This window comes from Pseudarthrobacter sp. NIBRBAC000502770, from assembly GCF_006517815.1.
GTDB classification, from domain to species: domain Bacteria; phylum Actinomycetota; class Actinomycetes; order Actinomycetales; family Micrococcaceae; genus Arthrobacter; species Arthrobacter niigatensis.
On sequence record NZ_CP041198.1, the window covers coordinates 2,605,873 to 2,619,882 of the forward strand.

The following is a 14,010-nucleotide window of genomic DNA, read 5'->3' on the forward strand; positions in this document are numbered from 1 at the left end:
AAACCCCGCCCACCGGAGTGGACGGGGTTTCCGAAGGAAAAGGCGCTGTTACTTGAGGGTAACGGTGGCGCCTGCAGCCTCGAGCTGCTCCTTGGCCTTCTCGGCAGCTTCCTTGTTGGCGCCTTCGAGAACAGCCTTGGGGGCGCTGTCAACCAGGTCCTTGGCTTCCTTGAGGCCGAGGGAGGTGATGGCGCGAACTTCCTTGATGACTGCGATCTTCTTGTCACCGGCAGATTCGAGGATGACGTCGAAGTCGGTCTTCTCTTCAACCTCTTCAGCGGCGCCGCCACCGGCGGGGCCGGCAACAGCTACAGCAGCAGCGGTAACTTCGAAGGTCTCTTCGAAGAGCTTGACGAACTCGGAGAGCTCGATGATGGTCAGTTCCTTGAAAGCTTCAATGAGCTCTTCGTTGCTGAGCTTCGCCATGGTAGGCGTCCTTCCTGTTGTGGTGACCGGGAGGCGCTGGGCCGGACGGACACCGGAGTCTGGTGGGGGTAAGAGAATTAGTTCTCTTCGGCAGCGGGAGCTTCGGCGGGAGCGTCAGCTTCAGCGGCGGGGGCTTCTTCAGCGGCGGGCGCTTCGGCAGCTGCCGGTGCACCGTTCTCTTCTTCAAGCTTGAGGCGCAGTGCGTCGATGATGCGTGCAGCTGCGGCGGCAGGTGCCTTGAGGACGCCTGCAACCTTGGCGAGCTGCAGCTCGCGGGACTCGAGGGCAGCCAGTGCGGCGACCTCGGTGGCGTCCAGCGCCTTGCCCTCGAAGTAACCGGTCTTGATGACCAGCTGCTTGTTGGCCTTGGCAAAATCCGTCAGGCTCTTGGCAGCGGCAACTGCGTCACCCTTGATGAACGCGATTGCAGTGGGGCCGGCAAGCTGGCCGTCGAATGCTTCGACGCCGGCTTCCTTGGCTGCAATGGCGGTCAGGGTGTTCTTGACGACCGCGAACTTGGTGTCCTGGCCGAGAGAAACACGCAGCTGCTTGAGCTGTGCAACGGTGAGCCCGCGGTATTCGGTCAGGACAGCGGCGTTCGATTCCTTGAAATCGTTAGTGATCTCAGCTACTGCTGAAACCTTGGTAGGCGTTGCCATAACCCTCCTTCCGGGGATAGTGCCGGTATTCGACGGTCCCCGCTCAAGAGAGCTAAAACTAAAAACGCCCCGCGCAGATGCACGGGGCTTGGCTCAACACGTTGCCGTGGAGCCTTGCTTCGTTCACCTGCGCCGGCCGCCCTGCGTTGAGGGTCCTTCGTCCGGAAAGCCACTGTGGTCCCCCGCGCACAACTGCAGAGTTGAGCCATGTTCAGGAGAGTGGATTTCCAACAACCGACGGTCTTTGGTACATCCAGCTTACGCGAGGCGCTGCCGGTCCGCCAAATCGGCCTCAGCTGGTGCTGGTGTGCAGGGTCGGGAGCTCCTTCTGCCAGATGCCGGTGACGCCGGCTGTCTGGAATCCCAGTTGCTTGTTGACCGTGAGGAGGTACCGGTTCTCCGGGGCGTTCCAGGTGTAGATGATGCGGGCGTCCGGGAACTGTTCGCTGAGCCGCTCCATGTTGGCCACCTTGATCAGCAGCCCGAGCTTGTTGCCCCTGTGCTCCTGGAGGACCAGGGTATCGTCCTGGAACACCACGTCCGCCCGGTGCGCAAGGACAGTGATGGTGGTAAGGCCCACCAGGGCCCCCGTGGCGATGTGCTCGACGGCGGTGACCACCGTTCTCCTGCCTTGGGCGATGGCGACGTCCTCCGCCTCACGCAGGATTCCGCCGTCGAACACCATGCCCTGTTCAACCGGCATGTCCAGTGACGGGTCCACGTCGGCGCCCGCCTGGTTTTCCAGCGCGGCCACGGCCTCCAGCCAGCGGTCGGGGCAGCGGTCCGTCCAGTGGTGCAGCCGGTACCTGCCGTTGTTCGCTTCCTCGGCCTCAGCCTGGAGGTCGGCCACCAGCTTGGTGTCCAGGGGCAGGAGGCAGGAACTGAACTGCTCGATGTGCTGCAGGGTGTAGCCGGTCTTCTGTGCGAACTCCACCTCGCGGCTCTCCAGGGGCACGAAGCCCTGCCCGGAGCCCGGCACCAGCTGGGCCCGTTCAAACTCATGCAGGGACGCCCCGGGATGGTTGGTATCCACCAGGATCATGGTGCGGCCCTCCCCCGGGCCAGCTGTTCGGCAGCCTCCAGGAGCCGGCGGCCCACCCCCTGCCGCTGGAACTCGGGCAGGATGTCCAGGGTGAGCTCGGCAAGGTCCAGGTGGTCGGTCAGGGGCAGCGCAATATCAACCGTGCCCACGATCGCGCCGTCCACCCTGGCAACGAGGATCAACTGGCGCTCATACGGGTCCGCGAACTCAAGCAGCTTTTCCTCGGGACCGTACGCAAGATCGTCACTGCCCCACGTCTGCATGCGCACCTTGCGGCCCACTTCCACCGCGGCGAGGAAATCCGCAGCGTCCGGGGTGTCCAGGGAGTCGGGAATCCAGAGCTGCTCGATCTTCACGTCTATTGCCATTCGGGCATCATCCCAGCCGTTTCTGCCACTCACCTTCATAGCCGGCGGGCCTGAATCCAAGGGCGGTATTTATCGCCAGCATATGCTGGTTTTCGCTGGCATTCCATGTCAGGACGGAGCGCGCCTGCGGCCATTTTTCCCGGGCCCGCCGCAGGTTAGCCGCCTTGGTCAGCATCCCCAGCCGGTGGCCGCGGTGCTCGGCCGCCACCAGGGTGTCCTGCTGGATCAGCGACTCCGGCACCTCCGGCCGCCAGGTCAGGACCGTATACGCCACCAGTTCGCCGCTTTGCCGGTGCAGGGCTGCGGCCACGGAGGTCTGCACACCGCTGCGGACCTGGGCCTCTTCATCGCGGCGCACGCGCTGGACGTCCCAGTCCTCCCGTTCCCAGTCCATGCCGGCGGTGGGCGCGTCCGTACTCATCCGCGCCCTCAATCCGGCATAACCTGCAACGAACTTGTCCGGACAGTGGTCGTCCCAGCCGGCCAGCACGTAGTCCCCGGAGTGGGCTGCGGCGTCCTCGGCCAGCTGTGACAACAGGTCCGTGGCGACTGGCAGCTCCAGCCTGCTGGAGCGTTCCACCTGTTCGAGCTGGTACCCGGAGGCCAGGGCGAAGGCGGTTGCAGGGTCATCCGCCGGCAGCTGGCCCGCCCCCGATTTGGCGGTGACCATGCGTGAACCTTGGAGCATTTTGTCCAAGGGAACTTCATGGAAGCCCTCCAGGGATGTCCTGCCGCGGGCGCGGGCCACGGCTTCGGCATGTTCCAGCAGGCGCCGCCCCGCTCCCCTCCGGCGCCGGCCGGGAGCCACCAGGACGTCGATCCCCGCCGTGGCCAGGTTCTCGCGCAGAGGCAGCGCCACGGAGCACAGCCCCACCGGCTCAGCGCCGGCCCGGGCAAGGAAAAGCAGCCGTTCCTCGTACTCGTTCCCGCGCCAATACTCCAGCGCTTCGTCCAAGGTGGGGCAGCGCTCCAGGCTTCCCCAAAGCTCGAGGGCGTGGGCCTCCTTCATGGCCTGGCATGCCAGGAAGTCCGCGGTCAGCCCAGTGCCGCGGCGGTCGGGTCCGCGTGGCGGGATAACGACGGCGGCAATTGCCCAGGACGGGATCGACGGCGACAGTGGGGGGCCGGTTCGCTCAACGTGGTCCATGCAGCCAGCTTAGGCAGCACCGGCCCGCGTGGCAGCCGGCACAAAAAAGACCGTCCCGGCGCCTTGGCGCCGGGACGGTCTTTGGTTGCTCCGGAATCAATCCGGAGGCAGGAACTTCAGGAAGGACTATGCCTCGGTCAGAACCTTGGTGACGTTGGGGTCCACGGAGATGCCCGGGCCGAACGTGGTGGCAACGGTGGCCTTCTGGATGTAGCGGCCCTTTGCGGCGGACGGCTTGAGGCGAAGAACCTCTTCCAGTGCCGCTGCGTAGTTCTCGGCCAGCTTGATGGCGTCGAAGGAAACCTTGCCGATGATGAAGTGCAGGTTGGAGTGCTTGTCGACGCGGAAGTCGATCTTTCCACCCTTGATGTCGTTGACAGCCTTGGTGACGTCGGGGGTCACGGTGCCCGTCTTCGGGTTCGGCATCAGGTTACGCGGACCCAGGACCTTACCGAGGCGGCCAACCTTGCCCATGAGGTCAGGGGTGGCAACGGCGGCGTCGAAGTCGGTCCAGCCGGCGGCGATCTTTTCGATCAGGTCGTCGGAACCAACGAAGTCGGCGCCGGCTGCGATTGCGGCCTCAGCCTTGTCGCCCGTGGCGAAGACCAGGACGCGGGCCGTCTTACCGGTGCCGTGGGGCAGGTTGACGGTGCCGCGGACCATCTGGTCAGCCTTGCGGGGGTCAACGCCGAGGCGGAAGGCCACCTCAACCGTGGCGTCGAACTTGGACGGGTTGGTGTCCTTGGCCAGCGTTACTGCCTCGAACGGTGCGTAGTGCTTCTCCGCGTCGATCTTGGCGGCTGCTGCCTCATATGCTTTGCTGCGCTTTGCCATGCTGCTTATTTCTCCTTGTGCAGTTGTGGTCTGCGGACCGCGCTGGGCCCTGCCACAGTCGGTGGTCCGGATCGTTATCCGGCCCGGATGCCCGACATTTCAATGTGTTTGGTGCCGGTGTCCCGGCGGTGCCGCCCGTCGTCGTCAATTACTTTGACGCTGGACAGCGGGAAGGGTGGTTAGCCCTCGACGGTGATGCCCATGGAGCGGGCGGTGCCGGCGATGATCTTGGCTGCGCCTTCGAGGCTGGTGGCGTTGAGGTCTTCCATCTTGGCGGAGGCGATCTCGTTGACCTGGGCCTGGGTCAGCTTGGCAACCTTGACGGTGTGCGGGGTGGATGAACCCTTGGCAACGCCTGCAGCCTTCTTGATGAGCTCTGCAGCCGGCGGGGTCTTGGTGATGAACGTGAAGGAACGGTCCTCGTAGACGGTGATTTCCACGGGGATGACGTTGCCGCGCTGGGCTTCCGTTGCAGCGTTGTACGCCTTGCAGAATTCCATGATGTTGACACCGTGCTGGCCAAGCGCAGGACCGATCGGCGGGGCCGGGTTGGCGGCACCTGCCTGGATCTGCAGCTTGATGAGGCCGGTGACCTTCTTCTTGGGAGCCAATGTAGGGTCCTTCTCTCAATAACGTCCTGGGGCACAGGAGCGTGCCTCAGGTTTGTGGCCGCCATGGCAAGGCGGCCGGCCGTTCCGGTGCCGCTAAGCGGGCGGCGCCGGGACGAATTCTAGGATTTTCAGATCTTGGTGACCTGGTTGAACGCCAGGGTGACCGGCGTTTCGCGCTCGAAAATGGAGACCAGCACCACGAGGGTCTGGGACTCGGGCTTGATCTCGGAGATCGTGGCGGGGAGGGTCTCGAACGGACCTTCCTTGACGATGACGGACTCGCCAACTTCGAAGTCCACGGCCACGGGTGCCTGGTTCTGCTTGTTGACCGGCTTGCCCTTCTCAGCCTGTTCCTCTTCGAAGACAGGGGCGAGCATGGAGAAGACCTCGTCCAGGCGCAGCGGAACCGGGTTGTGGGCGTTGCCCACGAAGCCGGTGACGCCGGGGGTGTGGCGGACGGCGCCCCAGGAGGCGTCCGTGAGGTCCATGCGGACCAGGACGTAGCCGGGGATGCGGACGCGGTTGATCACCTTGCGCTGGGCGTTCTTGATCTCCACGACTTCTTCCATGGGGACCTGGATTTCGAAGATGTAATCTTCCATGTCCAGGGTCTGGATGCGGGTTTCAAGGTTGGCCTTCACGCGGTTCTCGTAGCCGGCGTAGGAGTGGATGACATACCAGTCACCCTCCTGGCGGCGCAGCTTGGCCTTGAACTCCTCAGCCGGGTCAGCGGCGGCGGTGGCTGCCGCAGCGGCGAGGGCGTCTGCAGGCTCATCTTCGCCGTCGGCTTCTGAAGCGTCGGCTTCGTCAGCAACTGCTGCGTCGGAGGCGGCGTCGTCGGATTCGGGCGCGGAGGACTCAACCTCGGACTCTTCACCGGCTTCTGCCGTGACGTCCGGGGATTCTTCCAGCCCCGTCTCGGTTACCTCGAGCTCCTGCTCAGACACTTGGTCTCCTGCTTCCTCATTGCCTAACATGCCTATTTAAATGGCTCAATTCCGCACGCCGGCGCTTCCTCCCGGTTACCCGGGTGAAGCACGCAGCCTGCGGACCGTTCAGCCTTAGCTGTCCTTGGGGCCGGTGCCGCCGAAGATCCAGCTGACAGCGGTTCCGAAACCAATGTCCAGCAGGCTGACGATGACCATCATGATGGCCACGAACACCAGCACCACGAGCGTGTAGTTGATCAGTTCCTTGCGGGTGGGGGCAACAACCTTCTTCAGTTCGCCGATGATCTGGCGGACAAAGAGTGCAATGCGGGCGAAGAAGTTTGCCTTGGCTTCCTTCTTAGCTGGGCGGCCCTTGGAGCTGCTGGCAGCTGTTTCGGTCACCTGGTCCTCGCTCATCTTTGCAATGGTGGATTACCCGGCCCTGATCAGAACCATGGTTGCTGCGCCTGCTCCGGGCTTTCGCCCGGAGCAGCTTGCGCAGGGCAGACAGGACTCGAACCTGCAACCTGCGGTTTTGGAGACCGCTGCGCTACCAATTGCGCCACTACCCTATGGAGTGAATTGCACTCTTTGATGGCCAACCACCAGCTTGAACTGGGGCGCACGCCATCATCCGTGTTTCAACACCGGTGAACCAGTCTACGCAAGAACTTCGCGTAGGTAAAACCAGCCCGTTTTCCGGACCATCCGCTGCCCGGCCCGGATCCTGCTGCGCGGGGCAGTCATAAATCAAAACCGGCACCCCGGAGGGTCCGGTGAACAGCATAGAGTAGAACTCGTCGAATCCCACATTCCAGCCCCTGGGCTGCAAGCGAAGAACGGACCTGCCAATGCCTTTCGCCCGCGTTTCCCAACGCATCTCCGCAATTGCCGAATCCGCAACCCTGGCCGTCGATGCCAAGGCCAAGGCGCTGAAGGCAGCTGGCCGGCCGGTTATTGGCTTCGGTGCGGGCGAACCCGACTTCCCCACCCCGGACTACATTGTCCAGGCGGCCATCGAGGCGGCGTCCCAGCCCAGGTTCCACCGCTACTCCCCCGCAGGCGGGCTGCCCGAACTGAAGAAGGCCATCGCGGAGAAGACCCTGCGCGACTCGGGCTACTCCGTGGATCCTTCACAGGTGCTGGTCACCAACGGCGGCAAGCAGGCTGTCTACAACACCTTCGCCACGCTGGTGGACCCGGGCGACGAGGTCATCGTGCCCTCCCCGTTCTGGACCACCTACCCTGAAGCCATCCGGCTGGCCGGCGGCGTCCCCGTGGAAGTGTTTGCCGGGCCTGAACAGGACTACCTGGTGACCGTTGACCAGCTCGAGGCAGCCGTGACGGACCGGACCAAGATCCTGCTGTTCGTCTCGCCGTCGAACCCCACGGGCGCTGTCTACTCCCCCGGGCAGGTGGCGGAGATCGGCAAGTGGGCCGCGGCAAAGGGACTCTGGGTGGTTACTGACGAAATCTACGAGCACCTGACGTACGACGGCGTACCCTTCACGTCCATCGCCACTGCTGCCCCCGAGCTGGGCGACAAGGTGGTCATCCTCAACGGTGTTGCCAAAACCTACGCCATGACCGGCTGGCGCGTGGGCTGGATGATCGGTCCCGCGGACGTCATCAAGGCGGCCTCGAACCTTCAGTCGCACGCCACGTCCAACGTGTCCAACATCATGCAGATCGCTGCCCTCGCCGCCGTGTCCGGCCCCTTGACCGCCGTCGACGAGATGAAAGTGGCATTCGACCGCCGTCGGAAGGCCATCGTTGCAGGGCTGAATGCCATTGAGGGCGTGGAGTGCCCGACGCCGAAGGGCGCCTTTTACGTGTACGCGGACGTCCGTGCGCTGCTGGGCAAGGAGTTCCCCACCGCTTCCGGCACCGCTACGCCGCAGACGTCCGCGGAGCTGGCTGCGCTGATCCTCGACGAGGTTGAGGTAGCGGTGGTTCCCGGTGAGGCGTTTGGGCCCTCCGGCTTCCTGCGTCTCTCGTATGCCCTGGGCGACGACGACCTCGCCACGGGCGTCCAGCGCCTGCAGGACTTCCTCGGCAAGGCCCAGTAGTCGCCCCATCACCTTCCGCAGGAATAACCCAAACGCCCCATCACCTTCCGCAGGAATAACCCAAACGCCCCATCACCTTCCGCAGGAATAACCCAAACGCCCCATCACCTTCCGCAGGAATAACCCAAACGCCCCATCACCTTCCGCAGGAATAACCCAAACGCCCCATCACCTGGTGATGGGGCGTTTGGGTTAGAGACGCAGGAGCTGATGCGGCGTTTGGGTTAGAGACGCAGGATCTGATGGGGCGTTTGGGTTAGAGACGCAGGATCTGACGGGGCGTTTGGGTTAGAGACGCAGGATCTGATGGGGCGTTTGGGTTAGAGACGCAGGATCTGACGGGGCGTTTGGGTTAGAGACGCAGGATCTGATGGGGCGTTTGGGTTAGAGACGCAGGATCTGATGGGGCGTTTGGGTTAGAGACGCAGGATCTGATGGGGCGTTTAGAGGAGGCGGCGCTCCGCGGCCCACTTGGTCAGTTCGTGCCGGCTGGAGAGCTGGAGCTTGCGCAGAACCGCCGAGACATGGGTTTCCACGGTCTTGATGCTGATGAAGAGCTCCTTGGCCACCTCCTTGTAGCTGTAGCCCCTGGCGATGAGCCGCATGACCTCAAGCTCGCGGGCTGAGAGCTTGTCGAGTTCGTCGTCGGCAATGTCCGCGGGGGCAGTGCCGAAGGCGTCCAGGACAAAACCGGCAAGCCGGGGTGAGAAGACCGCATCGCCGCCGGCTACCCGGAACACGGCATCGGTGATCTCGGCGCCGGAAATGGTCTTGGTGACATAGCCCCGGGCGCCGGCGCGGATCACTGCGACCACATCCTCTGCGGCGTCGGACACACTCAGCGCCAGGAACCGGGTGCTGGACAGGAGCGCGGCGGATCCGGCGATGACTTCGCGGCCGCCGCCGCCCAGTCCGCCGGGGAGGTGGACGTCCAGGAGGACGACGTCGGGCCGCTGCTGGGCAATCACGGCGATGGCCTGCTCCACGGTGGCAGCCTCACCCACCACCTGGATGCTGGGGTCAAGGTCCGCTTTCAGGCCGGACCGGAAGATGGCGTGGTCATCCACGATGACAACCCGTGCGGAGTTGGCCGGCCGGGCGCTTCCGCCGCCGGCACCCTGGGTCAGGTTCATGATTTTCCTTCCGCGTGTTCTGCTGCAGCCGGCAGCCGGAGCCGGACCTCCGTGCCGTCCCCCGTGCTGAGAATGGCAGCCGAGCCGCCGTGCCGTTTCATCCTGCCGATGATCGATTCCCGGATGCCTAGCCGGTCCGCCGGGACGTCCCCCAGCTCAAAGCCCGGGCCCCTGTCCTTGATGAAGATCTCGGCCAGCCCGTCCGATGCCTCAAGGTAGACCGAGACCGTCCCGCCACCATGGCGGGATGCGTTGAGCATGGCTTCCCGGCTTGCCTGGACCAAGGCTTCGTACGCCTCGGTCATGGGGGCATCACCAACGGTGACCACCTCCACGGCGTTGCCTAGCAGGTCCTCCACCTCGCCGGCAACGGCCTTGATCCGGTCTGAAAGCTGCCCGCTTTCCCGGCCGGGGTCCTGGAATAGCCAGCCGCGCAGCTCGCGTTCCTGGGCACGGGCCAGGCGGACGACGTCGTGCTCGTTGCCCGCACGCCGCTGGATCAAGGCGAGGGTCTGAAGCACGGAGTCGTGGAGGTGGGCGGCAATTTCGGCACGTTCCGTCTCCCGGATCCGGCCGGCGCGTTCGGCCTCGAGGTCACGCCAAAACTTCAGCGCCCAGGGCAGCAGGACCAGCACCACCCCGCCCAGGACGGCCACCGAGGCAAGCAGCGCAAGCCACGTTTGCTCCCATGACCCCGAGCCGGAGACCATCACCAGGACCCCGGCCACCACCAGCGCCAGGCCTGCAGCGAGGCGGCCCCAGCCGCCGGCCTGGTCAGCCTTGGTCTTGTCCACCAGCCCTGCGCGACGGGTCTCATCCAGCTGCATCCATGCGATCGAGGCGCCGCCCAGGACCGCGGCCGCCGGGATCAGCGTTCCCAGTGATACGTCCACGCCCAGCAGCTGGGCGATCATGATGCCGGCGACGAGCAGGAGCCCGCAGCCCAGCAGGATTTCCTTGCCGTACCGCATTCCGCGCGCCCGGAACCAAGGGGCGCCCGGCGGCACGCCGGCGCCGTCCGGAACCGGACCGGGGGCACCTGCCGGGGATCCGGCGTCGGCAGCGGTCCCCTGGGCGGGCCGGCTCACCGCCGGGGCAATGGGCGATGCCGGGCGGCGGGCGTTGCGGCGCACGGCCTCGTCCGCGGTGGGCACCATGATCCAGAGCCATGCGTAGAAGACCAGGCCGGCACCGCCTGCGAAGCACGCCAGGACCATGCCCAGGCGGACGTTCCGCACCGGCCAGCCAAGGTGTGCAGCCAAGCCGGAGCACACCCCGGCGATGACACGGTCGCTGCTCCGTGCCAGGGGTGGCCGCACCGGAAGGGTTGTCATGGGTCAATCCAAACATGGATCAGGGTTGCCCGGACCGCATTCAGCCGCTTCCCGGGGACAGCTCAGGGACGGTTCAGGGTTTCCCCCAGTAGAGGGCTGCCGGGCATGGACGGGAGGATCGAGGTATGAACTCGCAGACCCCCTCCCCCGACGACGAACACCCTGCCGAGCCCCTTCACAAGGAGCAGCCCGGCACGGACAGCGGGCAGCCCACCGAGCCGCTGCCATCCTCCGGCCCGACGCCTCCTGACCCCGCCACAGGCCCGCCGATAGTCCCGCCGGCGGAACCTTCACCTAACTATGCGTACCAGGGCAGCCCGGCACCCGCTCCGTCCACCGACTTCTTCGGCTGGATCCGCAGCAACGGCATCTACCGCGGCAATGACCGGTGGGTTGGCGGCGTCTGCAGCGGTATTGCGCACAGGCTGGGCGTTGACCCCATCATCATCCGCGGCGTCTTCATTGTCCTGACCCTCCTGGCAGGCATCGGAGTCCTGTTGTACGGCCTGGCCTGGGCCTTCCTCCCGGAACCGGACGGCAGGATCCATGTCCAGGAAGCCGGTGCGGGCCGCTGGTCCAGCGGCATGACAGGTTCCCTCATCGCCACCATCCTGGGCCTCACGGGCCTGGGCGGAGGCTTCTGGGGCTGGAGCCATAACGGCCTCAGCGGGCTGCTGTGGACCCTCTTCTGGGTTGGCGGCGCCATCTACCTGATCTACTACCTCTCCCAGCGCAACAAGGCCCACCCCACCATGGCCGGCCACGGCGGTGCCGCACCAGCCGGGACCTATCCGATGGGGAGTTCCGGCGCGGCCCACACCGCGACGTTCTCCGCCGGCACCGAAGCCGGACCGGCTGCGGCTGCGGCGCCGCCCTATGGCAGCAGCACCGCAGGCACGGCGGACACCAGCGCAACGGGCGGCCCTTACGGCCAGGGCGGCTACAGCCCGGCCGGAAGTGTGCCACCGGCTCCCGGCTCCGGCGGCGTTGGCGGCACGTCTCCCGGCGGTCCCGGCCGCGGAGCGCCCGGCGGCGGCAGCTACCCCAGCCCATGGGTTCCGCCGCGGCCGCCCAAGCCCCGGCCGTCCGGTCCCGGCGCCCCCGGCGTGGCCATCGCAACGGGTTCCGCCCTGGTGGTGGGCGGTGGGCTGAAGGCCCTCGACGCCGCGAACGTCATCAACCTGGGCGGCTCCGCCAACGCCATAGTGTGGGCCAGCGCGGCAGCGGTCCTGGGCCTGGGCATCCTGGTGGCGGGCTTCCGCGGCCGCACTTCCGGCATCCTGAGCCTCTTCGCCGTGGTTGCACTGGTCACCGGGGGCGTCTACAACACCCTGGACGATGGCCGGATGCGGTTCCAGCAGGTGGACTGGAACCCCGCCAGCATCGAGGAAGCACGCGGTGGAATCGACATCACCGCCGGACGTGGAACCGTGGACCTCACGGGCCTGTCCCCAACCGCCCCCCTGACGTCCGACGTCGTGGTTCCCCTGGACATCACCGCAAGCAACGTGACCGTGGTGATTCCGCAGAACGTGCCGGTGGACATCAAGGCGGACATGACCATGGGCAACCTGAATGAGGGCGGAGGCCAGCGCGGCGGCAACACCACCCGCCAAAGCAGCTACAACACCGACCGGCCCGGCAACCACCTGGTGGTCCAGATCGACGGCACCTTCAGCAACGTCACGATCCAGGAAGGCAACTGACATGGACAACAGCAACATTCCGACGACGGCGGGCCACGACACCGCCGGACCGGCACCGGCAAGGGTGGGAACGGTGGTGTGGGGACTGATCGTCCTGGCGCTGGCCGCGCTGATCATCGTGGCCCAACTGGGGATCGTCGCCCTCAATGGCACCTACGTCCTGATCGGCCTCATGATCGGCGCCGGAGTGGCCCTGGTGGTGGGCGGCCTGCTCTCAGCCCGGAAACGTGACAACCAACCAACTACAGGGAAGTCTTGAACCATGGATAAGTTCTTCAGCATTGTCAGGGGCTTCGGCCTGAAGCGCGGACCGCAGCGCTGGGTGGGTGGAGTACTCGGAGGAATCGCGGCGCAGCTCAACGTCGACGTTGCCTATGTCCGCATCGCTTTCCTCCTGTTGTGCCTGCTCCCCGGACCAGCCGTGGTCTTCTACCTCCTGGCCTGGATCATCATCCCGGACCAGCGCAATGAAATCCTGCTGCAGACCTTCCTGGACCGGCGGTCGCTCAACCGGCCCTGACCGCGCCTTAGGCCCCTGACCGTGGGTAGTCATAATCCACGGCGGGGGCCTTGCCGTGTCCCCGGCGGCCGGCCCCAATGTAACCGGTTTGTGTCGTACCCCACACACCCCACTACACTTCTAGGTGAGCTCAGCGTGGCGCTCTGCCTGTAAACCTTCTTCCCAGGATTTGAGCCGAACATGAAAATTGGAATCCTCACCAGCGGTGGCGACTGCCCCGGATTGAATGCCGTGATCCGCGGCGCGGTACTGAAGGGCATCGCCGTCCATGGCCAGGAATTCGTCGGATTCCGGGATGGCTGGCGGGGCGTGGTGGAGGGCGACATCATCGACATCCCCCGCACCATGGTCCGCGGCATCGCCAAGCAGGGCGGGACCATCCTGGGCACTTCCCGCACCAACCCGTTCGAAAACGGCGGCGGTCCCGAGGCCATCAAAGCCCACATGGACCGGCTTGGCATCGATGCCATCATCGCAATCGGCGGTGAGGGTACGTTGGCAGCGGCCAAGCGCCTGACCGACGCCGGACTCAAGATCGTGGGTGTCCCCAAGACCGTTGACAACGACCTTGACGCCACCGACTACACCTTCGGTTTCGACACCGCGGTACAGATCGCCACCGAGGCGATCGACCGGCTCCGTACCACGGGTGAATCCCACCACCGCTGCATGATTGCCGAGGTGATGGGCCGCCACGTGGGCTGGATTGCACTGCACGCCGGGATGGCAGCCGGGGCGCACGCCATCCTCATCCCGGAGCAGAAGGTCAGCATCGAGCAGGTCACCGAATGGGTCAAGGAAGCCCATGCCCGCGGCCGCGCACCCCTTGTGGTGGTGGCCGAGGGCTTCGTGCCCGAACACATGGAAAGCCCGCACTCGGAGCGTGGCCTGGACACCTTCGGCCGTCCGCGCCTGGGCGGCATCGCGGACCAGCTTGCGCCCGAACTTGAAGCACGGACCGGCATCGAAACCCGAGCCACCATCCTGGGGCACATCCAGCGCGGCGGTGTCCCCTCAGCCTTCGACCGGGTCCTTGCCACCCGGCTGGGCATGGCCGCCATTGACTCCGTGGTGGAAGGCTACTGGGGCACCATGGTGGCGCTGAAGGGCACCGACATCCAGCATGTCGCCTTCGAGGAGGCCCTGGGCCAGCTCAAGACCGTCCCGCAAAACCGCTACGACGAGGCCGCGGTCCTGTTCGGCTAAGCCACTGGGCCGCCCTAGGCTGGGAC

The 14,010-nt window shown here is 65.5% G+C and carries 14 protein-coding genes, 1 tRNA gene and 1 pseudogene; 5 read left to right on the forward strand and 11 right to left on the reverse strand.

Going from position 1 to position 14,010, the window contains the following annotated elements; all coding sequences use genetic code 11:
- Positions 1–48 precede the first annotated feature (48 nt).
- From rplL to NIBR502770_RS12545, 9 genes and pseudogenes are all read right to left on the reverse strand, one after another.
- On the reverse strand, positions 49–426 hold the full coding sequence (gene rplL / locus NIBR502770_RS12505) for a 50S ribosomal protein L7/L12 (RefSeq protein WP_018760467.1): 378 nt from the start codon (positions 424–426) through the stop codon (positions 49–51).
- Between the two features lie 77 nt (positions 427–503).
- Positions 504–1,085 (reverse strand): 50S ribosomal protein L10, encoded by a 582-nt coding sequence (gene rplJ, locus NIBR502770_RS12510; protein ID WP_141159756.1) that lies wholly within the window; start codon positions 1,083–1,085, stop codon positions 504–506.
- 292 nt (positions 1,086–1,377) lie between these two features.
- A pseudogene (locus NIBR502770_RS12515) lies at positions 1,378–2,495 on the reverse strand (GNAT family N-acetyltransferase).
- Between the two features lie 7 nt (positions 2,496–2,502).
- Positions 2,503–3,642 carry a GNAT family N-acetyltransferase gene (locus tag NIBR502770_RS12520; RefSeq protein ID WP_141182131.1) on the reverse strand — a complete coding sequence of 380 codons (1,140 nt, stop codon included), beginning with the start codon at positions 3,640–3,642 and terminating at the stop codon, positions 2,503–2,505.
- Between the two features lie 126 nt (positions 3,643–3,768).
- Positions 3,769–4,476 carry a 50S ribosomal protein L1 gene (gene rplA / locus NIBR502770_RS12525; protein WP_018760471.1) on the reverse strand — a complete coding sequence of 236 codons (708 nt, stop codon included), beginning with the start codon at positions 4,474–4,476 and terminating at the stop codon, positions 3,769–3,771.
- Between the two features lie 179 nt (positions 4,477–4,655).
- On the reverse strand, positions 4,656–5,087 hold the full coding sequence (gene rplK / locus NIBR502770_RS12530; protein ID WP_141182132.1) for a 50S ribosomal protein L11: 432 nt from the start codon (positions 5,085–5,087) through the stop codon (positions 4,656–4,658).
- Positions 5,088–5,215: 128 nt separating this feature from the next.
- On the reverse strand, positions 5,216–6,034 hold the full coding sequence (gene nusG / locus NIBR502770_RS12535; protein WP_141159753.1) for a transcription termination/antitermination protein NusG: 819 nt from the start codon (positions 6,032–6,034) through the stop codon (positions 5,216–5,218).
- Positions 6,035–6,148: 114 nt separating this feature from the next.
- The gene (gene secE, locus NIBR502770_RS12540) at positions 6,149–6,433 is read right to left on the reverse strand and encodes a preprotein translocase subunit SecE (RefSeq protein WP_056388913.1); all 285 of its coding nucleotides are present in this window, start codon (positions 6,431–6,433) and stop codon (positions 6,149–6,151) included.
- An 82-nt stretch (positions 6,434–6,515) separates the two neighbouring features.
- Positions 6,516–6,588 (reverse strand) — tRNA-Trp (locus NIBR502770_RS12545).
- A 279-nt stretch (positions 6,589–6,867) separates the two neighbouring features.
- On the opposite strand from NIBR502770_RS12545, the gene NIBR502770_RS12550 reads away from it, so the two are divergent.
- Positions 6,868–8,085, forward strand: coding sequence for a pyridoxal phosphate-dependent aminotransferase (locus tag NIBR502770_RS12550; RefSeq protein ID WP_141182133.1), 1,218 nt, complete (start codon positions 6,868–6,870; stop codon positions 8,083–8,085).
- A gap of 443 nt (positions 8,086–8,528) precedes the next feature.
- Here NIBR502770_RS12550 and NIBR502770_RS12555 read toward each other — a convergent pair whose 3' ends face one another.
- Positions 8,529–9,218 (reverse strand): response regulator transcription factor, encoded by a 690-nt coding sequence (locus NIBR502770_RS12555; protein ID WP_141182134.1) that lies wholly within the window; start codon positions 9,216–9,218, stop codon positions 8,529–8,531.
- Positions 9,215–10,552: an ATP-binding protein gene (locus NIBR502770_RS12560; protein ID WP_141182135.1), complete on the reverse strand. Its 1,338-nt coding sequence runs from the start codon at positions 10,550–10,552 to the stop codon at positions 9,215–9,217. The genes NIBR502770_RS12555 and NIBR502770_RS12560 overlap by 4 nt, the downstream gene beginning before the upstream one ends.
- A gap of 125 nt (positions 10,553–10,677) precedes the next feature.
- Here NIBR502770_RS12560 and NIBR502770_RS12565 point away from each other — a divergent pair, with 125 nt between their 5' ends.
- From NIBR502770_RS12565 to NIBR502770_RS12580, 4 genes are all read left to right on the forward strand, one after another.
- On the forward strand, positions 10,678–12,258 hold the full coding sequence (locus tag NIBR502770_RS12565) for a PspC domain-containing protein (protein ID WP_141182136.1): 1,581 nt from the start codon (positions 10,678–10,680) through the stop codon (positions 12,256–12,258).
- Between the two features lies 1 nt (position 12,259).
- A complete protein-coding gene (locus tag NIBR502770_RS12570; RefSeq protein ID WP_141159748.1) occupies positions 12,260–12,517 on the forward strand; it encodes a hypothetical protein in 258 nt (85 codons plus the stop codon).
- Positions 12,518–12,520: 3 nt separating this feature from the next.
- Positions 12,521–12,778 (forward strand): PspC domain-containing protein, encoded by a 258-nt coding sequence (locus tag NIBR502770_RS12575; protein WP_141159747.1) that lies wholly within the window; start codon positions 12,521–12,523, stop codon positions 12,776–12,778.
- Positions 12,779–12,958: 180 nt separating this feature from the next.
- Positions 12,959–13,984 carry an ATP-dependent 6-phosphofructokinase gene (locus NIBR502770_RS12580; RefSeq protein ID WP_141159746.1) on the forward strand — a complete coding sequence of 342 codons (1,026 nt, stop codon included), beginning with the start codon at positions 12,959–12,961 and terminating at the stop codon, positions 13,982–13,984.
- Positions 13,985–14,010 lie beyond the last annotated feature (26 nt).